Here is a 21285-nt window from a genome sequence, read left to right on the forward strand (position 1 = left end):
AACGATAATACGTTGCCCCCTACAACGGCTAATCAGCCAAACCGTCTTGCCGCTTCCACTGCCAAGCCCGTGCCGATACTGCCAAATAGATCACCCTCTACATGGCGGGCATTGGGCAAGAGCGCGGCAACTTGGCTGCGTAATAGCGGCACACCGCTAGAGCCGCCGGTAAAGAACACGGTATCGACTTGCTCTACACGTATCCCTGCCGTGGTCAGCAAGCCTGTGACAGTCTTTTCTACGCTCTCTACCAAACGCTCAATCGATGTATCAAACTCTGCACGGCTTAGCTCATGCGTTAGCCCATCTTCGAGACGATCCAGCGTTAGGATGGTGCGCTGGTTTGCGGATAAGGCAATTTTTGCGTCTTCCACCTGCATTGCCAACCAATGCCCAGCACGCTGCTCGATCAAGCTCATTAAACGATCTAATTTATCCCGTTCTAGTGCATCGCGGTAAACATCGACTAGATCGGTCCAAGAACGCCGAGTATAAGCAAAATTGATGGTGTGCCAGGTCGCCAAATTAAAGAAAGTACCGGACGGGACTTCTGAGTTATTTTTAAGCCGCGTTTTATAACCCAACAAAGGCATGACACCAGCTAAGCTCAACGCCTTATCAAAATCTGTACCACCAATATGCACGCCAGCACTGGCCAATAAGTCTTCGCGGCGATCCAGCAACTGAGCACGCTCTGGCGATAATCTCACCAAAGAAAAATCTGAAGTACCACCACCAATATCCACAATCAGCACCAGCTCTTCTTTTTGAATGGTGCACTCGTAATGAAAAGCGGCCGCAATCGGCTCAAACTGAAAACTGATTTCTTTAAAACCAACCTGATAGGCAATCTCGGCGAGGGTTTTTTCAGCCTGCGCATCGGCTGCCGCATCGTCGTCCACAAAATGCACGGGTCGGCCAAATACCGCCTGCTCAAACGGCCTGCCTGCTGCCGCTTCTGCCCGCAACTTAAGCTCGCCAATATATTTGGCCAACAAGCCACGCAGCGGCAAAGCTCGGCCATTCACCTCGGTTTGCGCATCAATCAAGCTGCTGCCTAAAAGGCTTTTTAAAGAACGCATCAAGCGCCCTTCATAGCCCTCCAAGTATTCACCCATGGCGGCTCGGCCGTAGCAAACGGAATCTTCTTCAGCATTAAAAAACACCATCGATGGCAGCGTGGCCTTACCATCTTCCAATGAAATCAGCGTGTTAGCCCCAGGGCGCACCCAGCCCACCGTGGAATTAGAAGTACCAAAATCGATGCCGCAGGCACGAGCAAAAGAAGGAGAAGTCACAGGCCTGATCCGAACGGCAAAAGGGGGCGTAATTCTACATAGCATTGCTGATAAAAACAATTTTGAATCATAGAGGCTCGATTAATGCAGGTTTACCCGCGCGATTGCGACATTTAAGATAAATCAAAGCCTTATTTCGAGTGCTAGGGTCTGCTTCCAGTGCACAATAAACATTAGCTTATACAATCATCACCACGACCAGCATATTGCCGCAAGCGATGGCAATACGAGATATCTATATGGCTTGAGTTACTCACTTATGCCCCCACTTATGCTTAATAGACTTAGGGCAACAAGCATGGAATTAACCATATCGGCGTTATCACCCGATGAAAAATACGCTTTAATCAGCGATTGTGTTGTGCCCCGCCCTATTGCGTGGATCAACAGCCAAAATATGGCCGGAATCGTGAATGTTGCGCCGTTTTCCTACTTTAATATTGTCTCTAACGAGCCAATGATTGTATCGGTCAGTATTAATCGCCGCCACGACAATGCCATGCTAAAAGATACCGCGCGCAATATTTTGCAAACGGGTGAATGTGTTGTCCACCTGCCATCCCGTGGCCACGCCCCACAAGTGAATGCCAGCGCTGCCGCTTTTGCCCCTAATGAAAGTGAAGCAACAGCCCTAGGCTTAGCATTGATCCCCTCTATCGCTGTAAAACCACCCCGCCTTGCCGATTGCGGCGTGGCACTAGAGTGCCGCCTACACATGCATATCGAAGTGGGCGACCCCGTTGTGGCAGATTTAATCCTGCTAGAAGTAGTGCACCTTGGCGTAGCCGATGATTTAATGGTTGATGGCCGCATCCATCCCGAGCCACTTGATCCCTTATCCCGTCTTGGCGGGCCAGACTACGCGGTAGTAGGCGAACGTTTTGTTATTCAGAGGCAAAAATGAGTATTAATATGAAAAAATCAATTATCCAAAGCAAGCAAGCCCCAAAAGCCGTTGGCACTTACTCTCAAGCCGTAAAAATCGGCAATACCGTGTATTTATCTGGGCAAATTGGCCTTGATCCTGCCAGTGGTATTTTGGCTGAAGACTTTACTGCGCAGACCCATCAAGTCTTTCAAAACTTGCGTGCGGTATGTCAGGCGGCAGGGGGAGACCTGCATAATATTGCTAAGCTAGGGGTGTTTGTTACCGACCTAAGCAACTTTTCTGCCCTAAACGACATCATGAGCCAGTATTTTACCGAGCCCTACCCCGCCCGAGCCGCAGTCCAAGCTGCTGCGCTACCTAAGGGCGCACTGGTTGAGGCGGATGGGATTATGGTTTTAGAGGAGTAAGAACAAAATTCTGGAGCATGTTCAAATGAAGATGTCAAAAGCCCTAAATTGTTTTGCCGTTTTGCTAATTTTGGGCGCAATTTGCATCCCCATACTTTCATTTATCAATACTCAGTGCGTTTACCTTCGCTGCATCGATTTCAAAGATGCAGTACTAATAAGTGCTACTTTGCTTGCGCTGGCTGGACACCTTTTTACTCAAGCGAAAAACCTTACTGATGCAGAAGAGAAAAAATCTCTTTTTCATCTCGAAAGCTTTTGCAAAGCATTCGCCTATGCACAATCACTCCTCATAGATAAGAACAATGACCGCAAAAAGTGGATAGAGGCCGCTCGAAGTCTTGAATTAGGTAATGAGCTTGCAAAAAACATCACGATCCCATCTCATCAGCACACTCTAGAAATAGAGCGACTCAGATATCGTGGAATGTTTGATTCATTAATCAGAGATCAACCTGCAGAATTTTTCTACGGAGTTGATAGCAGTATTACAAACCTAGATGACGCAGCAAAAGCATCTACTGCACCTCAAACTAAACGTGGGCATACCACTAGCTCAACCCTTAATTGCCTATGCAACGAATCTATATATTCAGTCTGGCAAGCAGCTCAATGGCCCGAACATTACAAAGACCCAATAAAAGAGTCTTTTTCTCCTATACAGGTAGGACAACTCCAACTCCTTTTCCCTCAACTTCATCGTTTTTTAGAACATCAAGACAATAATCCATCTGCCAGTGGGCAACTGTATAAAAAAAATACGCATGCTACTAGCAACTAATTCAAGCACATATACTTGAGCCACTTCATACCATGCCCTTTCAAAACCCTAGCGATGAAGAAATTCGCCAGTTTTTACTCAGCATTCACCACATCGCCGTAGTAGGCTTATCGCCCAAGGCTGATCGGCCTAGCTTTGGCGTATCTGCCATTATGCAAAAAGCGGGCTTTCATATTATCCCTGTGCGCCCTTACACCAACAGCGTACTAGGCGAAACAGCTTATGCCAGCCTAAGCGATGTACCCAGCAAAGTGGATTTAGTGAATGTATTTCGGGCCAGCGATCAAATCGACGCCATTGTGGATGAGGCCATCCAGTTGCAAATCCCCGCAATCTGGATTCAACTCGGCATTATTAATGAGGCGGCTGCAGAGCGCGCCCAAGCGGCGGGGCTGTTTGTGGTGGTGAATCGATGTATCAAGATTGATTATCTGAGGCTTTGTCTGTGAGCTGCAATCTTGTTCTGGGGGATTTTGCAGCCGATCTTTTGCGTCAGTCGCTTGGCCCCTATGCCGATATCCGCATTCACCAGGATGACTTAACGCTTGGCCCGCTGAACGATATCGACCACGTTTATCCCGCCAGCAGAATCCAATTTTGGAATGAAGTCTTCCCGCTCTCCAGTTTTGACTTTAGTGATGTCCTCCCTGCGGGCAATGCCCAGCTCGCCGCCCTGCCGGAGGACCTGACTTTATGGATAGGCACATCTTGCGGCGAGGCGCTTTTGCTTCGACGCTTAGCGTGGTGGCGCTATCAAAAAGGGCAAAGTTTTAAACTGATTATTCCTGACACCACAGGGGTAAGCAGCTATGTTGCAGGACAGGTTGCACTTAGCCTGATCAGCCCCGAACAAATCGAATCGGCCTGCGGCGAACGGCTTTCCCACGCCCAGTTACAAAAACTAGCACAAGAATGGCAAGACTTATGCCAGCAAAAAAGTACATTTCGAGGCTGGAATGGGCAGACGTTTCAATACCTGACCGAAACTGCGCTCGACACCGAAATGCTGGCCCTGATCACCGATAACTACTTGCCTTGCAGGCAAATTGCGGGGCTTTGGATGCAAGCCGCTAAAGGCTTTTTTCGCAGCGATGTATTAGCCATGTGGCGCTTACGCTGCTTAGCGGCACAAGGGCTGATTGAAATGGAAAGCCACCCCGATCAGCACGATTTATATGCTTTTAAAGTAAGAAAAAAATAGCGCGCTACCCCTCTTCCAAAGTACGAGGAGATTTATGCAAAAAAATCAGCTCACGCATTGCCTTAAACAGCGGCTACGTTTACCTTTAGTTAAATTCTTCAGCGGCGCGCCAGATATATGAAACTTCAGTTCACAAAAATGCAAGGCCTAGGTAATGACTTTATGGTGATTGATGGGGTAAATCAGCAGGTCAAGCTGAGCGCCAACAGCATACGCCAGCTAGGTGACCGGCATTTTGGTATTGGTTTTGATCAGCTTTTATTAGTAGAAGCCTCAAACCTACCCAATATCGATTTTAGCTACCGAATTTTTAATAATGACGGTAGTGAAGTCGAGCAATGCGGCAATGGCGCACGCTGTTTTGCCCGTTTTGTATTTGATAAAGGTCTAAGCCATAAACGTGAAATTGCCGTAAGCACCGCGCGCGGGGTGATTTATCCACGTCTGGAAGACAATGGCAATGTCACGGTAAATATGGGCATACCACAATTTTCCCCCGCAGAAATACCCTTTATCAGCGATGCAGATCTCATCATTCATCCGCTAGATGTAGATGGGCAGAGTATTGATATCAGCGTGATATCAATGGGCAACCCGCATGCAGTGCAAGTAGTCAGCGATGTGGACAGCACCCCTGTTGCCAGCCTTGGCCCAAAAATTGAAACGCACGTGCGCTTTCCTGCAAAAGTCAACGTCGGCTTTATGCAAATCGTGAATCGAGACCAAATTAAACTACGAGTATTTGAACGTGCCGCAGGCGAAACCCTAGCCTGTGGCACAGGCGCTTGCGCGGCGGTCGTGACAGGTATTCGCCGTGGCTTACTCAACCCCAGTGTTCGTGTTATTACCCACGGCGGGGAGCTAACCATTAGCTGGCGAGCAGGCGAAGCAGTTTTGATGAGCGGCCCTGCTGTAACAGTATTTAATGGAGAGATCAGCCTTGGCAACCTTGGAGAACAATATGCAGCCCAATGAAATTGTCGCTTGGCTAAAAGACAACCCAGCGTTCTTTGATCAATACGCCGACGAGCTGGCACAAATTTATGTGCCCCACAGCCACCGAGGCCAAGCGATTTCGCTGGCGGAGCGCCAGCTACTCACCTTACGTGAAAAAAATCGCTCACTAGAGCTACGCCTAGGCGATCTGCTGCAGTTTGGTGAAGAAAACGATCATATCTCTGAAAAACTGCACCAGCTTAGCGTTAGCTTGATGGAAGCTGATGATCTGGCTAGCATGATAGGCACGCTGGAATACCATCTACAGCATCGCTTTGGCGTGCCACATATCGCCTTACGGCTGTGGCTAAATAGCGATTGTAATCTGCGCGAATTTGCCCCCGTAGGTGAGTCCGTGCAAAAACTAGCGCAAAACTTAGTATCACCTTACTGCGGCCCCTATGTGACCGATGAAGTACAAACATGGTTTGAATGCGAAGCCAACACGCTGAAATCCTTCGCTCAGTTTGCTTTGCGTATTGGGACCGGCGAGCCATTTGGCATACTGGTAATGGCCAGCGAAGATATTGAGCGCTTTTACCCTGATATGGGCACGCTATACTTGCAACGCCTATCTGATTTAGTCTCTGCATCCGTTCGCCGTGCAGTGCCTCAGTTTGAGCCAAATGATGAGCCCATGCTGCTGACTGAAGAAGTGTGATGCAAGCGACCACGGAGCGTCTTATACCGCTGAGTAGGGAAGATACCCTAAGCAAGCCAGCGGATGAAAACGAAGAACAGCTCCGCGTAAAACAAGCCATGCTCGCGCACTTTGTCCAATATTTAGAAGGGGAAAAAGGTGCGGGCGAGCACACGCGTGCCGCCTATGAGCGCGATATGGCCACCTTATTGGAATGCGCTGCTGGCCATGATTTAGCCTCGCTCACGCCTAAGGAAATTCGCGGCTATGTGCGTAAGCTCACCAGCCGCAGCCTATCGGCAAGAACCATTGCTCGCACCCTTTCTACATGGCGCACTTTTTATCGCCTGATGTGCCGCGACTTTCACTGGCCAATGAACCCCGCCGACGGGGTAAAGCCCCCAAAAACTGCAAAAAAACTTCCTGCGGCGATGACCATTGACGATACCTCAGGTTTTTTAGAAAACATGCCTGATGAGGAAATCCTAGCCTGTCGTGACAAAGCCATCTTTGAGCTGGCTTACTCCTCTGGCCTGCGTGTGGCTGAATTGGTATCGATTAACTTACTTGATTTAGACTTAAACCAAGGCATGGCAGTGGTCACAGGGAAAGGCGGCAAGACTCGGCAGGTACCCGTAGGTAGCGTGGCATGCGAAGCCATACGCCGCTGGCTAATAGAGCGTCCCAAACTCAGCCCCAAAGATAATACAGTTTTTGTGGGGAAAAACGGTGGCACGCTCAGCACCCGCGCGGTGCAGCTGCGGATTAAATACTGGGAAACCAAACTCAATATTAAAGAACCACTCTACCCACACAAACTGCGCCACAGCTGCGCCAGCCATTTACTCCAAAGCTCACACGATTTACGCGCCGTGCAAGAGCTACTTGGCCACGCCAGCATCGCCACCACCCAAGTCTATACCCACCTTGATTACCAACACCTAGCGCAAGAATACGACCGAACTCACCCAAGGGCTAAAAAACCTGAGGATGAAGAAGAGAAGTTAGCTTTGTTGCTGCGTAAATCCAAACCCAAATCTTGAAACACGGAGTGCACGGAGAAAAACAGAGGGGGAACAAGCTATTTGCTTTGAGGTTTGAATATTTTCAAATTTAGGCGATTGGATTTACATCACAGCTCGTGGCACGGGGCTTTTTAAAGTCCCCTTAAAGCACGCCGAAGCGAGGAATAAGCGGCTCAGAGTTTCGGAAAAGGGTTAGCGGGCTTGCTCCCGAGCAGCCTTTTTCGCCGAGCCGATTATCCGCAGTGGGGGGCCTTCGTGTTTTTGAGGTTGCGGCTTTGGTTCTTTTCTTGGCCGTTCAAGAAAAGAACGCCCTCGCGGTGGCTACCGCTCCTAAATCAACGTGCCGAAGGCACCAAAAAGATCTTTTTGACTTTAGCCTAGGGTCTGTTGACGTTTCATTCACAATTGCGCTGAGCCGGAAAATGGCTAGGCACAAGGCATGCGACGAAGGCAATAACGCGTTATTTCCAAGGAGCATAACGCAGTGAATGGCCATTTTCCGGCCCAGCCCTTCGGGTTTAGCCCATTTTTGGGGCTGCACGGCGTTAAAAATCGCTGATGGTACTCGTACCATGTCGCAATTTTCTCCTTGTTCAGCCCCAAAACTGGGCCAAACGCAGCCGTGAATGAAACGTCAACAGACCCTAGCAAAATCGGCGGGTTCCACCCGCCCTACAACGGCTCACCCATCCTATTAAGAAAACTTCCCCTGCAATTTAAATTCCTCAGTCGCTTTCATTAAAGCCGTAGCAATCCCTGGCTCCATCGCCGCATGGCCCGCATCAGGGATGATATGCAAAGTAGACTCAGGCCAAGCCTGATACAGACGATAAGCCGATTTTGGCGGGCAAATCACATCGTAACGACCTTGAATAATCACCGCGGGCAAATGGCGAATCTTGCCCACCTGTTGCAGCAACTGATCTTCTGCCATAAAACCGGCATGGTACATATAGTGTGCTTCTAGGCGACCTAAGCTGGTGCAAACGGCATCGGTTTCAAACTGGGCAATGGTGCTGCTTTGCGGTTCTAAAAACAAACAACTGCCTTCGTAACGACTCCAGCTGCGGGCTGCAGGCAGATAAACTTCTGGATCATCATTAAAGAGCCGCTGACTATAGGCTTCGAGCAAATTAGCTCGCTCGGCTTCAGGTATATGCGCTGCGAATTCGGCGTGGACTTCTGGGTAAAAATGACCGATGCCATTCACAAACCAGTCCACCTCGGCCGCAGTGCAAAGGAAAATCCCGCGCAAGATAAAACCTAAACATGCCTCAGGATGCGCTTCGCCATAGGCCAGCGAAAGAGTCGATCCCCAAGAGCCGCCAAATACCAACCACTGTTCTACATCCAGCATCTGACGCAAGACTTCGATATCGGCGATTAAATGAGCGGTGGTGTTATTGCGATACTCACCCAAGGGCGTCGATTGCCCTGCACCGCGCTGATCAAATAACACAATACGGTAATAGGCGGGATCAAAAAAGCGGCGATGCATGGGCGAAATGCCGCCTCCGGGGCCGCCATGCAAAAACAGCACCGGCACGCCATCAGGATTACCGCATTCTTCCCAATAAAGGGTATGCACATCATCTACGGCCAAGCGGCCGCTGCGGTGTGGCTGAATTTCCGGAAACAATAAATCGCTCATTCAAATCCCTTACTGAATTTTTAAAATCCCAATATCCTCGCCCCTTGGTAAAAGATAAACGACAGCACCCAAGCGAGAAATAAAGAATAGACCACTGAGAAAGTCGTTAGCGCTACGCTATTCGATTCCTTGCGCATGGCAGCAATAGTAGAAACACAGGGCACATAGGTCAATGAAAATAGCATAAAGCTATAAGCGGATACTGGATCAAGTACGATAGATAAATGATGCGCCAAGGCAGTGCCGTCTTGCCCAGCAATCACCGCCAGTGCACCAAGCACCACTTCCTTCGCCACAAAACCAAATATCAAAGCAATCGACAGCTCGGCCTGAATACCAATTGGGGACAACACGGGCTGAAAAAATCCAGCAATCAGAGTGGAATAACTATGCTGCGGATTCGGATAATTACTGAGCAGCCAAACTAAAACCACGCCAATCACAATCATAGTTGAAGCCAGCCGTACAAAGCCCGCCGCCTCGCCCCAGCCACGCAAAAAGATTTGCCGTAGCACCGGGAAGCGATAAGGCGGTAGCTCTAGCGTAAATGGCTCGGTCGATTTAAAGCGCCCACGCAGCAAAAGCGCCGTGCCCATAGAGATAAAAATACTCGCAAAATACAAAGAGAGCAGCACCCAAGGTGCTTGCAGCGGGCTAAACAGCGCACCAGTTAAAAACAGAAAGATCTGTAAACGCGCCGAACATAGTGAAAAAGGAATCGCCAGCATGGTCAGCAAACGCGCTTTTCTATCCCTTATCACCCTTGTGCCCATTAAGGCAGGCACATTGCAACCAAAGCCCATCATCAACATCACAAAACCACGGCCATCCATGCCCAGACGCGCCATCAGCCCATCCATCATAAAAGCCGCGCGCGAGAAATAACCTGAGTCTTCAATAATCGCCATCAGGCAGAAAAACAGAAAAATAATGGGGATAAAAGTCAGTACCGTACTAAGGCCATCAAACACACCATCCACTAAAAAGCCTGACCAAAAAGGCGGCCAAGACGCTGCAGCCACTTTTAAAATATCGCTTTTAAACCACTCCAGCCCCTCTTTCATTAGATCCTGCAAAGGCACGCCAATGGCGTAGGTCAGCTGAAACAGGCAAAACATCATCAGCACAAACAGCGGCAAGCCAAGTAGCGGATGCAAAACCCAGCGATCCAGCATGGCGGTGGGGCCAGGAGGCAAAATAGCGGGGCGATGAATAAAGCGGCTATAAAGCCTCGCCTCGTCCTGATGCAGGGTATTGGATGCGGGTGCATGGGCCAGTGCAATTTGCTTAGGCGCTTGCTGGCTGATCAGGCGATTGAGCGCCTCTTTTAAATCAGGCACACCTTGGCCATGCTTGGCACTGATTTTTAGCACGGGGCAGGCTAGCTCAGCAGCCAGCCCTTCTAGATTAATTTGCACCCCAGCCTGCTTGGCTTCATCGCTCATATTAAGCGCAATAATCAGCGGCGCGCCCAGTGCTTTTAGCTGCAAAGCCAACACCAGTTGCCTATCTAGCTGCGTGGCGTTCAGTACTAATAAAATGGCATCTAGCTCAGTTTTATTCAGAAATTCCTGAGTAATACGCTCGTCTTCAGCCCCGCCACTTAAATCATAAATCCCTGGCAGATCAATCATCTGCACCATAGCGCCGCCCAGCAAAATACGGCTGGAAGCCAAATCCACCGTCAGCCCAGGCCAATTAGCTGTGCGTGCCGTACCACCTGTGATGCGATTAAATAAGGTTGATTTACCTGTGTTTGGCATGCCTACCAAGGCAACACGTTTCATGCTGCCACCGCAATCAGATCAGCCTCTGCCTGTGGTAAAACCAAAACCACAATTTGCCGTGCATCATTCCGCCTCAGCATAAAATCAGTACTAGCAACACGCAGCTGCAAAGGCCCATTAAAAAAGCCTCGGCGAATCACTTCAATATCGCGCTCTGCATGCAAGCCTAGGGCGGCAAGGCGCTGGGTTAAATCTGGAGAAAGCTGGGTGATGAGAATTTTGGCAAGGGTATTCAGAGGAAGATCAGCAAGTGTCATGGTTTCAACAATGAGAACGGTTTTTGTTACAACATCATCTGCCTTACAAAACAGTGCGTCAATCTGCGCGCTGTTATTTATTGATCTTCATCAGAGTGCCCAGACAAGAAAAAAGCCATACAGAGCATGGCTTTTTTCTCAACGATCAAGTATTACTTGCGGCTAATCGCTCGCCAGCCGATGTCGTTGCGATATTGCGCACCGGCAAATGAAACACCGGCCAGAATCTGATAAGCGCGTTTTTGTGCCATTTTAAAACTGTCGCCGAAGGCGGTTACACAAAGTACACGGCCACCAGCAGTTACAGCTTCACCCTGCTCATTTAGAGCCGTGCCGGCATGAAATACATGGCCGTCTTCTAGCGCAGTTGTTGGCAGGCCGGAGATTAAATCGCCTTTACGCGGAGTTTCTGGGTAATTAGCGGCAGCCATGACCACGCCCATCGCCACGCGACGATCCCATTCGGCTTCAATTTGATCCAGCGTGCCATTCACACCGTGCTCGAGCAAGGTGACAAAATCGCTTTTTAAACGCAGCATAATCGGCTGGGTTTCAGGGTCGCCAAAGCGACAGTTGTATTCGATCACTTTGGGATTACCCAGCGCATCAATCATCAGGCCTGCATATAAGAAACCCGTAAATACAGTGCCGTCTTTCGCCATGCCTTGCACGGTAGGCATAATCACTTCACGCATCACTTTGGCATGCACATCTGGGGTGACCACAGGTGCTGGACTATACGCGCCCATGCCGCCGGTATTTGGGCCTTCGTCACCATCCAAGAGGCGTTTATGATCTTGGCTAGAAGCCATGGCCAGCACATTTTTGCCATCGACCATCACAATAAAACTGGCTTCCTCACCAACAAGGCACTCTTCAATCACCACGCGAGCACCCGCATCGCCAAATTTATTATCGGACAGCATAGAATCAACCGCAGCGTGCGCTTCATCCAGCGTCATCGCCACAACCACGCCCTTGCCCGCAGCTAGGCCATCTGCCTTGATCACAATCGGCGCGCCCTGCGCTTTGATATAAGCGTGCGCTTCATCCGCATTAGCAAAAGTCTGGTAAGCCGCTGTAGGAATACCATGGCGCTGCATAAAGGCTTTGGCAAAGTCTTTAGACCATTCCAATTGTGCCGCTGCGCGAGTTGGGCCAAATATTTTTAAACCTGCTTCGCGAAATGCATCCACCACACCTTGCGACAATGGTGCTTCTGGCCCGACAACAGTAATGGCAATATTTTCTGCTTTGGCAAAAGCGATCAATTGATCAATTGCCGTAATATCTATATTAGTTAAATCTTTTTCCAGTGCAGTACCCGCATTGCCCGGCGCCACAAACACTTTACCCACGCGCTCAGATTGGGCAATTTTCCAAGCCAATGCGTGTTCACGGCCACCCGAACCAACCACCAAAATATTCATGAATCTGTTTCCTGTTAATCGAATTCGTAGCGGCCAAAGACATAAGCCACATTGCCATTATTTAGTTGGCCATTGAGCCTTGGGATAAAGGTACCAATCAAAGATGCCTTGCCATAGCGAACTGACGCAATAGGCAAAGGGGCTGGAAAAGGCACTCCGCCAATCACATCCTGACGTGAAATGAGCTGTAAAGACATTCCAAGGCCTGCTGATAACTCACCAACAATCGGCCAATACCAGAGACGCATATAGCCAACCTGAAGCTGAGGCTGATTGTGCGAATCAGCAAAAATCATCCCGTAAATAAATTCTTGGTTATTATTTTCATCAGTAATACGCTTACCTAGGCCGCCACCGTAAGCAAACTCTTGAAAGTCTTCGAGTTTTTCAGCGGTATAGGTTGAACGATCGTGCCAAGAATAACCCGACAACAACAAATCATTCTTACCTTCCCGGTTTATTTTATCCACACGCTGACAAGCAGCCGTCGCCCAATCCCACATATTGGAGCAATCCATTGCAGATGCAGGCAAGGCCATCAGCAAGCAAAGGGTGGCAAACAGTTTTTTCATTATCTCAACCAAAATATTTCAAAGCAGCGGCGGCTCAGCCAGCCTCTCAATTAAACACAACACCATAAACACAATAAGCGGGGAATTTCTTCCCCGCTTTTAAATAGTTAAACCACTCGATTAATGACGGAAATGGCGAATACCTGTCACCACCATTGCAATACCATGCTCGTCCGCTGCCGCAATCACTTCATCATCGCGCACCGAGCCGCCCGGCTGAATAATGGCGGATACGCCATTTTCTGCAATCACATCCACACCATCACGGAATGGGAAGAAGGCATCAGACGCGGCTACCGAGCCACGTAAATCCAGCCCCGCGCTTTTAGCCTTAATGGCGGCAATTTTAGTTGAATCCACACGGCTCATCTGGCCTGCCCCCACACCTAATGTCTGGCCCTTACCGCAGAATACAATCGCGTTTGATTTAACAAACTTAGCCACATTCCATGCAAACAGTAGATCTTTAAGCTGTGCCTCGGTAGGCTGTAGCTTAGTCACTACCTTCACATCTTTTAGCGCCAGAATATGGGTATCGGGCGTTTGCACCAGCAAACCACCAGCAACACGCTTTACATCAAAGCGATTAGCGCCCTGCTCTACAGGGACTTCTAGCACACGAACATTTTGTTTTTTAGCCAGCAAGGCCAAGGCTTCTGCGGTATAGGCAGGGGCAATCAGCACTTCCATAAATTGCTTAGATACGGCCTCGGCAGTATCCACATCTACCGTCTGGTTAAACGCAATAATGCCGCCAAACGCGCTGGTGGTATCGGTTGCAAACGCTAAGCGATACGCTGAGTAGCTATCCACGCCTACCGCGACGCCGCAAGGATTGGCGTGTTTTACAATCACACACGCAGGTTCTGCAAACTGCTTCACGCATTCCCATGCTGCATCGGAATCCGCTACATTGTTGTAGCTTAATTCCTTACCCTGCAACTGTTTGTATGCCGCTAGGCTGCCCGCTGCAGGGTCGATATCACGGTAAAAAGCGGCGCTTTGATGTGGGTTTTCACCATAGCGCATATCTTGCACTTTAACGAACTGCATATTTAAGCGGTCTGGATAAGATTTCTTCTCACCCTCAACCGTTAACGCCGTCAGGTAGTTAGAAATTGCACCATCGTAAGCCGCGGTATGGCTAAAAGCTTTTTTTGCCAGCACTTTACGGGTAGCAAGCAATAAAGCACCGTCATTTGCTTGCATTTCTTTAATCAGCGCAGCGTAATCGCTAGCATCAGTCACAATAGCCACATGTGCATGGTTTTTGGCTGCAGAGCGCACCATAGCTGGGCCACCGATGTCGATATTTTCAATCGCATCTTCATAGCTACAGTCAGGCTTGGCAATAGTGGCTTCAAAAGGGTAGAGATTTACACAAACTAGATCGATATTGCCGATGCCGTGTTCTTGCATAGTGGCAAGGTGTTCAGGTAAATCGCGGCGCCCCAGAATGCCGCCATGAATTTTTGGATGCAGTGTTTTCACACGCCCATCCAGCATTTCAGGAAAGCCAGTGTAATCTGCCACTTCGATCACCGGCACGCCATTGTCAGAAAATAATTTGGCTGTACCACCTGTCGACAAAATTTCGACACCTTGCGCCGCCAAGGCTTTGGCAAAATCAAGTACACCGGTTTTATCGGATACGCTGATCAGCGCGCGGGTAATTTTGGTCATGGTTTCTTTCCCTGTATATCATAAACGACAAAGATGGAGCCTTAGCAAAACCCAAACCTTGAACCACGAAGGAAAAGGAGAACTCGGAGCAACATAGAGAAAACCTACACACATAAAAATGATTTTTTCCGTGCAGCTCCGTGCTCTCGGTAGTGCAAGATTTGGGTTTCAAATGTTTTTACTTACCATGCGGCCGTGTTTTAAATTTACTTACAGTAAATCGTAAATCTGCAGCTTTTTACGCAAGGTATTACGGTTAATTCCCAGCATATCGGCCGCTCGGGTCTGATTGCCCTCTACGCGCTCCAACACCAACTCTAATAGTGGCTTTTCAACTCGAGCCAAGACCATATCGTACATCGCACACGGCGGTTCACCATCAAGGTCTTGAAAATACTGGTCGAGAGAAGCATAAATTGCCTGGGCAATCAGATCGGCTTGAGTACTCATAAATCTCCCGATTCATTGTGATTTTCTTTTTGTTTTTGCATATCTTCATACTGCAAACGCTCGCCCAAGGTCAGTAGGCCATCAAAATAACTGCGGGTTACATTTGCTTGCCCTACCGTTGATTCTTGTGCATACATCGCTTGACGGAATTCATTACTACCGCGCAAACCTTTGGTATACCAAGCAATATGTTTCCGAGCTATACGGCAACCAGAGTACTCGCCATAAAAGACATATAAATCGTCAAGATGGCCAAGCAATACATCGCGGACCTCCACAACCTCTGGCGCGGGCAACAACTCACCGCTCGCCAGATAATGGGCAATTTCGCGGAAAATCCACGGCCTGCCCTGCGCTGCCCGCCCAATCATTATGGCGTCTGCACCGGTTTCTTTAAGAACCAGCGCGGCTTTTTGCGGGCTATCAATATCGCCATTGGCGATCACAGGAATCTGTATCGATTGTTTAACTTGGGCGATCAGCGCGTAGCGTGCATGCCCCAAGTACATATCTTCACGCGTTCGGCCATGAATAGCCAACGCGGCTACCCCTGCTTCTTCGGCGATTTTGGCCACGCGCATAATATTTTCTTCGCCATTGGCAAAGCCTAGGCGGGTTTTCAGTGTAACTGGCACGTCTACCGCACGCACTACGGCGTGCAGAATATCGGCAACTAAGTCTTCATTTTGCAACAGGGCCGATCCGGCCAATTTATTGCAAACCTTTTTAACTGGGCAACCCATATTGATATCAATGATTTGCGCACCGTGCGCCACATTATGCCGCGCCGCTTCTGCCAGCAATTGTGGATCTGACCCAGCAATTTGCGCGGAAACCGGCGCTAATTCGCCTTCAAAATTAGCGCGATGCAGCGTCTTCTGGTGCGAGCGCATGCTGCTATCGGCAGTAATCATCTCGCTCACAGCATGCCCCGCGCCAAATCGCTTACAAAGCATGCGAAAAGGCCGATCAGTGACACCCGCCATGGGGGCAACAATCAGATTATTTGTAAGGGGGTAGGGGCCGATATGCATAGTCTGCTGGCGCAGTAAAAGGCCGCGCATTCTAACGCCTGCCTAATTTTTAAGCAACAACCTTCAGGCGGATTTTTATGAAAAAACTTAGAAAGAACCTTAAATATGCAGGTACGGAGAAGCCAAAAATTAGCACAAGACTCTTTGCAGGGTGAGCACATATAACCATTATGAGCAAAAAAAATAGCGAACCTACAGGCTCGCTATTTTTAATGGCTAGGCAATAATTAGCTTAGCTTTTTAGTCAGAATCTCAGTCACCATCGCAGGGTTGGCTTTGCCCCTGCTGGCTTTCATGCACTGGCCCATCAAAGAATTAATCGCAGCGAGTTTGCCGCTTTTATATTCCTCAACAGCCTTGGGATTGGCCACCAGTACTTCATCGATAATCGCCTCGATTGCACCTGTATCCGTAGTTTGCTTCAGCCCATCGCGCTCGATAATACTGTCCGCAGAATCACCCGATTCCCACATCTTTTTCAGCACGTCTTTAGCGGTTTTATTGTTGATGGTGTTATCCATCACACGTTTCACTAAGGCAGCTAAAGCTTGAGCAGAAACAGGGCTATCGCCAATCGATTTTTCTTCACGATTCAGTGTGGCCGATACATCGCCCATGATCCAGTTGGCTGCTAGCTTAGCGTCCGCTCCAGCGGCCACCATGGCTTCAAAGTACACCGCCATATCTTTAGAGCTGGTCAGCGTGCTGGCGTCATAAGCTGACAAGCCATACTGCGTACTAAAGCGCTCGCGCATCAGCTGTGGCAGCTCGGTCATTTCACTACGCACACGCTCAATCCAATCTTCAGAGATACACAATGGCGGCAAATCTGGGTCTGGGAAATAGCGATAATCATGCGCGTCTTCCTTGCTGCGCATCATGCGAGTTTCGCCGCTATCTGGGTCAAACAGAATCGTTGCTTGCTGAATCTTATGCCCGTCTTCGATCTGATCGATTTGCCACTGTGTTTCAAACTTGATGGCTTGCTCCATAAACTTAAAGCTGTTCAAGTTTTTAATTTCGCGGCGAGTGCCAAATTCTGCTTGGCCTTCTGGGCGTACCGATACGTTCACATCGCAACGGAAACTGCCTTCCTGCATATTGCCATCGCAAATACCGATCCAAGTCACAAGGCTATGCAGCGCCTTAGCGTAAGCCACGGCTTCGGCTGCTGAGCGCATTTCTGGCTCGGAAACGATTTCCAGTAAAGGCGTACCAGCGCGATTCAAATCGATACCGGTCATGCCATTGCAGTCTTCATGTACCGACTTACCTGCGTCTTCTTCCAAGTGAGCCCGCGTCACATTAATCTTCTTAGTGACGTCCCCCACTTGAATCTCAATCACTCCGCCCTCAACCACCGGCAGCTCAAACTGGCTAATCTGATAGCCCTTAGGTAAGTCAGGATAAAAATAATTTTTACGGGCAAAAATCGATTTACGATTAATTTTGCCGCCAATCGCCAAGCCCAGCTGAATCGCACGCTCAACCGCGCCACGGTTCATTACCGGTAAAGCACCGGGCATGGCCACATCCACCACGGAGGTTTGCGTATTAGGCTCAGCACCGTAAGCAGTGCTGGCTCTGGAGAAAATTTTCGACTGAGTCGAGAGCTGGGTATGCACTTCCAGCCCAATCACTACTTCCCATTTCATGTTGTGAATCCTTAGGCTGGTTTATAGGCTTGGGGCACGGGTGTGCCAGTCAGTCACTTGCTGCAATTGATGTGCAGCATTCAGCATTTTGGCCTCACTGAAATAATTACCAATCAGTTGCAAGCCAACAGGACGGCCATTGGCTGCGAAGCCCGCTGGTAAGCTCATGCCTGGCAGGCCAGCCAGATTGACAGCCAAGGTGTAAATATCTTCTAAATACATGGCGGTTGGATCGGCGTTTTTCTCGCCTAAGTTCCAAGCGGCCGTTGGCGCAACAGGGCCTGCAATCAGATCACAATGCTCAAATGCCGTTTGGAAATCATTCGCAATAATGCGGCGGATTTTTTGCGCTTGCAAATAGTAAGCATCGTAATAACCGTGGCTCAGTACATAAGTACCCGTCAAGATGCGGCGTTTTACTTCCGCGCCAAAGCCTTCGCTACGGCTTTTTTCGTACATTTCTGTTAGGCCAGAATAATCCGCAGCGCGGTGACCATAACGCACGCCATCAAAGCGGCTTAGATTACTCGAAGCTTCAGCAGGAGCAATCACGTAATAGGCAGGAATCGACAGCTTAGTATTCGGCAAGCTAACTTCAACAATGCTTGCGCCCAGCTTTTTATACTCTTCAATCGCTGCAAGTACGGCGGCAGCCACGTCGCTTTCTAGCCCTTCTGCAAAATATTCTTTAGGCACACCAATTCTTAAACCCACCAGCGGGGTGTTTAAATCGCGGCTGTAATCTTCTTTAGCGTGTTCTAGCGATGTAGAGTCGCGCTCATCAAAGCCCGCCATCACATTCAATAGCAGTGCGCAATCTTCGGCGCTTTTACCAATCGGGCCGCCCTGATCCAGTGAGCTGGCAAAAGCAATCATGCCAAAGCGGCTAACAATCCCGTAAGTAGGCTTAATCCCCGTTACGCCGCAAAATGCTGCGGGCTGGCGAATCGATCCGCCAGTGTCCGTTGCCGTAGCAATCGGAGTCAAACGCGCGGCAACTGCGGCTGCCGACCCGCCTGATGAGCCACCAGGTACAGCCGTTTTATCCCAAGGATTCTTTACCGCGCCATAAAAACTGTTTTCATTGGAAGAGCCCATCGCAAACTCATCCATATTGGTGCGGCCCAAGGTAACCAGCCCTGCTTTGCGGCACAGCTCAATCACATTGGCGTCATAAGGCGAGACAAAATTATCCAGCATCTTGGAACCACAGGTAGTCTTCCAGCCTTGCTGGCAAAAAATATCTTTTTGCGCAATAGGTACACCGGTTAATACCCCGGCCGAGCCATTAGCTAGCATGGTGTCTGCGGCTTGCGCGTCGATCAAGGTTTTGTCTTCGTCCAAAGTAATAAAGGCATTGAGATCTGCCATTGCTTTGGCCCGAGCCAAGTATTCGCTAGCCATTTCGACCGCAGAAATTTCTTTTGCTGCCAGCATGGCTGACAGTTGCTTAACTGATTTTTCTATCATTATTTTTTAGAGGGGGTTAACCCTAGCCTCATTCAATAACTTGCGGAACAAGATATAAACCAGCCTCTACAGCTGGCGCAACAGCCTGCCAGTTTTCCCGACGATTTGGCTCGCACGCCACATCATCGCGCAAACGCAACATCACATCTTGTGCATGGGCCATCGGCTCAATACCGCTGGTATCAACGGCCCGCATCTCTTCAATCAGAGTCAAAATTTGGTTTAACTGGCCTTGGGTGGCCGCTAATTCATCACCCGTCACCGCAATGCGGGACAAGCGGGCGATGCGCGCCACATCTTCAATAGACAGGGACATGTCGGATTTACCCCGTAAACATTTATTAACGTCAACTCGATAGGGTATCATATAGGGTTTGATTACTACCACCCGTCAATAGACTATGGTGGCAAAGCAATAGGTACATAGTGCCGCGGAACTTTTCTACCTGCATTGCCGCCAAATGCAGCAATTACGCTTAAAATAACGAACCTTTTTCCTGCCGCAGGCAGAAATACCGGTGATTTGCAATATATGCCATATAGGGTGGGCCTGTTTTAACGGGCGGCACTATTATGAAAAACCCGTGCGCGCAGTAGATTAACGAATAAAAACAATCTTGCTTTCAAGCAAGGGCAGCTCGAGCAAGAATAAGATATGTGAGTATTCCATCGCTAACCTAAGCACCATAATTTTAAAACGTGAGACCTACGTATTTGGGCTGCTGTCTTTGTTCTGCCATCGCAAGGCCAAAATGAATAGTCTTACTAAATACTAAACGATCTAGCCAGACCCCTTAAAGCCCGTGGCGATTCCACGACCTACCTTTAATCATGTAATTTTAAAGTGCGAGACCCGAATGTTTGGACTTCTTTCCGGCTACTTTGCCAACGACATCGCCATTGACCTTGGTACTGCCAATACGCTGATTTATATGCAGGGCAAGGGCATTGTGCTTGATGAACCTTCCGTAGTTGCCATTCAGCAAGAAGGCGGCCCATCAGGCAAGAAAACGATTCTTGCTGTTGGCGCAGAAGCAAAAAAAATGCTTGGTCGCACACCTGGCAGCATTAATGCTATTCGCCCCATGAAAGACGGCGTGATTGCCGATTTCACCATTACCGAACAAATGCTGAAGCAGTTCATTAAAAAAGTGAACCCAAGCCGCATGTTCTCCTCCCCTCCCCGTATCGTGATTTGCGTGCCATGTGGCTCTACTCAGGTTGAGCGCCGTGCGATTCGTGAATCAGCGTTGGGTGCGGGCGCACGTAAAGTTGAGCTAATCGAAGAGCCAATGGCCGCAGCTATCGGCGCAGGTATGCCAGTTGAAGAAGCAACCGGTTCGATGGTGGTGGATATCGGTGGCGGCACAACCGAAGTAGGCGTGATTTCCTTAGGCGGTATTGTTTACGCGTCTAGCGTTCGCGTGGGCGGGGATAAGTTTGATGAAGCTATCATTAACTATATTCGTCGCAACTACGGCATGCTGATTGGAGAAGCTACCGCAGAAGAAATCAAAAAACGCATCGGCAGCGCCTTCCCTGGCGCCGAAGTACGTGAAATGGAAGTTAAGGGTCGTAATCTTGCTGAAGGCATTCCGCGCTCGTTCACTATTTCTTCTAATGAAATCTTAGAAGCGCTGACTGAGCCACTCAATCAAATCGTTTCTGCAGTAAAACAAGCGCTAGAACAAACCCCGCCTGAGCTGGGTGCCGACATTGCCGAAAAAGGCATGGTGCTGACCGGCGGCGGCGCACTGCTGCGCGATTTAGATCGCCTATTGATGGAGGAAACCGGCTTGCCCGTATTTGTTGCAGAAGATCCACTAACTTGCGTTGTGCGTGGCTCTGGTAAGGCACTAGAAAAACTCGATAAAGCGGGCAGCATTTTCACTTACGATTAAGTGATTAGCCCCCGGAAGTCTCGCCCCTTTATTGGTATGAAAGTTGTAGGGTAGGTTAGCCTTGGCTTTTCTTGGGCGTAGCCCACTATGGCGCATTAGTGCGTGGCTTAGAGCGATCCAAGCTTTGCAAGCCTCGCACGTTAGCCGCCTAACCCACC

Annotated in this window: 21 protein-coding genes; 9 read left to right on the plus strand and 12 right to left on the minus strand. The window is 49.2% G+C overall.

From position 1 onward, the window contains the following. Positions 1-32: 32 nt before the first annotated feature. Positions 33-1298 (minus strand): Hsp70 family protein, encoded by a 1266-nt coding sequence (locus tag C1H71_RS06750; RefSeq protein ID WP_262488410.1) that lies wholly within the window; start codon positions 1296-1298, stop codon positions 33-35. 298 nt (positions 1299-1596) lie between these two features. Here C1H71_RS06750 and C1H71_RS06755 point away from each other — a divergent pair, with 298 nt between their 5' ends. The 8 genes from C1H71_RS06755 (at position 1597) to C1H71_RS06790 (ending at position 7255) form a co-directional block, all read left to right on the plus strand. Beyond that, positions 1597-2202: a flavin reductase family protein gene (locus C1H71_RS06755; protein WP_188053630.1), complete on the plus strand. Its 606-nt coding sequence runs from the start codon at positions 1597-1599 to the stop codon at positions 2200-2202. Between the two features lie 8 nt (positions 2203-2210). Then, positions 2211-2594, plus strand: coding sequence for a Rid family detoxifying hydrolase (locus tag C1H71_RS06760; protein ID WP_130105861.1), 384 nt, complete (start codon positions 2211-2213; stop codon positions 2592-2594). A gap of 25 nt (positions 2595-2619) precedes the next feature. Next, positions 2620-3375 carry a hypothetical protein gene (locus C1H71_RS06765; protein WP_130105862.1) on the plus strand — a complete coding sequence of 252 codons (756 nt, stop codon included), beginning with the start codon at positions 2620-2622 and terminating at the stop codon, positions 3373-3375. A gap of 32 nt (positions 3376-3407) precedes the next feature. Next, positions 3408-3824, plus strand: coding sequence for a CoA-binding protein (locus C1H71_RS06770; protein WP_130105863.1), 417 nt, complete (start codon positions 3408-3410; stop codon positions 3822-3824). Next, positions 3821-4576, plus strand: a complete 756-nt coding sequence (locus C1H71_RS06775) for a DUF3658 domain-containing protein (RefSeq protein ID WP_188053632.1) — start codon at positions 3821-3823, stop codon at positions 4574-4576. Before C1H71_RS06770 ends, C1H71_RS06775 begins: the two co-directional genes overlap by 4 nt. Positions 4577-4693: 117 nt before the next feature. After that, positions 4694-5551: a diaminopimelate epimerase gene (gene dapF, locus C1H71_RS06780; protein WP_130105865.1), complete on the plus strand. Its 858-nt coding sequence runs from the start codon at positions 4694-4696 to the stop codon at positions 5549-5551. Next, a complete protein-coding gene (locus C1H71_RS06785; RefSeq protein WP_130105866.1) occupies positions 5538-6233 on the plus strand; it encodes a DUF484 family protein in 696 nt (231 codons plus the stop codon). Before dapF ends, C1H71_RS06785 begins: the two co-directional genes overlap by 14 nt. Next, positions 6233-7255, plus strand: coding sequence for a tyrosine recombinase XerC (locus tag C1H71_RS06790; RefSeq protein ID WP_223146006.1), 1023 nt, complete (start codon positions 6233-6235; stop codon positions 7253-7255). The genes C1H71_RS06785 and C1H71_RS06790 overlap by 1 nt, the downstream gene beginning before the upstream one ends. Before the next feature lie 676 nt (positions 7256-7931). Here C1H71_RS06790 and pip read toward each other — a convergent pair. The 11 genes from pip to gatC all read right to left on the minus strand — a co-directional run bounded on the left by pip (position 7932) and on the right by gatC (position 19542). Further along, positions 7932-8888, minus strand: coding sequence for a prolyl aminopeptidase (gene pip, locus C1H71_RS06795; protein WP_130105867.1), 957 nt, complete (start codon positions 8886-8888; stop codon positions 7932-7934). A gap of 20 nt (positions 8889-8908) precedes the next feature. After that, a complete protein-coding gene (gene feoB / locus C1H71_RS06800) occupies positions 8909-10675 on the minus strand; it encodes a ferrous iron transport protein B (RefSeq protein WP_130105868.1) in 1767 nt (588 codons plus the stop codon). Next, the gene (locus tag C1H71_RS06805; protein ID WP_130105869.1) at positions 10672-10932 is read right to left on the minus strand and encodes a FeoA family protein; all 261 of its coding nucleotides are present in this window, start codon (positions 10930-10932) and stop codon (positions 10672-10674) included. The genes feoB and C1H71_RS06805 overlap by 4 nt, the downstream gene beginning before the upstream one ends. Positions 10933-11084: 152 nt before the next feature. Continuing rightward, the gene (purD, locus tag C1H71_RS06810; RefSeq protein ID WP_130105870.1) at positions 11085-12362 is read right to left on the minus strand and encodes a phosphoribosylamine--glycine ligase; all 1278 of its coding nucleotides are present in this window, start codon (positions 12360-12362) and stop codon (positions 11085-11087) included. Positions 12363-12376: 14 nt separating this feature from the next. Next, positions 12377-12934 (minus strand): phospholipid:lipid A palmitoyltransferase, encoded by a 558-nt coding sequence (locus tag C1H71_RS06815; protein ID WP_130105871.1) that lies wholly within the window; start codon positions 12932-12934, stop codon positions 12377-12379. A gap of 120 nt (positions 12935-13054) precedes the next feature. Continuing rightward, the gene (gene purH / locus C1H71_RS06820) at positions 13055-14617 is read right to left on the minus strand and encodes a bifunctional phosphoribosylaminoimidazolecarboxamide formyltransferase/IMP cyclohydrolase (RefSeq protein WP_130105872.1); all 1563 of its coding nucleotides are present in this window, start codon (positions 14615-14617) and stop codon (positions 13055-13057) included. A gap of 210 nt (positions 14618-14827) precedes the next feature. Then, complete coding sequence (locus C1H71_RS06825; RefSeq protein WP_130105873.1) at positions 14828-15067, minus strand: helix-turn-helix domain-containing protein; 240 nt, start codon at positions 15065-15067, stop codon at positions 14828-14830. Continuing rightward, positions 15064-16101 (minus strand): tRNA dihydrouridine synthase DusB, encoded by a 1038-nt coding sequence (dusB, locus tag C1H71_RS06830; protein ID WP_130108151.1) that lies wholly within the window; start codon positions 16099-16101, stop codon positions 15064-15066. The genes C1H71_RS06825 and dusB overlap by 4 nt, the downstream gene beginning before the upstream one ends. Positions 16102-16328: 227 nt before the next feature. Next, a complete protein-coding gene (gene gatB, locus C1H71_RS06835; protein WP_130105874.1) occupies positions 16329-17756 on the minus strand; it encodes an Asp-tRNA(Asn)/Glu-tRNA(Gln) amidotransferase subunit GatB in 1428 nt (475 codons plus the stop codon). Positions 17757-17777: 21 nt separating this feature from the next. Beyond that, complete coding sequence (gene gatA, locus C1H71_RS06840) at positions 17778-19226, minus strand: Asp-tRNA(Asn)/Glu-tRNA(Gln) amidotransferase subunit GatA (RefSeq protein WP_130105875.1); 1449 nt, start codon at positions 19224-19226, stop codon at positions 17778-17780. A gap of 28 nt (positions 19227-19254) precedes the next feature. Beyond that, positions 19255-19542, minus strand: a complete 288-nt coding sequence (gene gatC, locus C1H71_RS06845; protein WP_130105876.1) for an Asp-tRNA(Asn)/Glu-tRNA(Gln) amidotransferase subunit GatC — start codon at positions 19540-19542, stop codon at positions 19255-19257. Positions 19543-20083: 541 nt separating this feature from the next. Here gatC and C1H71_RS06850 point away from each other — a divergent pair. Further along, the gene (locus C1H71_RS06850; protein ID WP_046351519.1) at positions 20084-21127 is read left to right on the plus strand and encodes a rod shape-determining protein; all 1044 of its coding nucleotides are present in this window, start codon (positions 20084-20086) and stop codon (positions 21125-21127) included. Positions 21128-21285: the final 158 nt, after the last annotated feature.

Source organism: Iodobacter fluviatilis, from assembly GCF_004194535.1.
Lineage (GTDB): Bacteria > Pseudomonadota > Gammaproteobacteria > Burkholderiales > Chitinibacteraceae > Iodobacter > Iodobacter fluviatilis_A.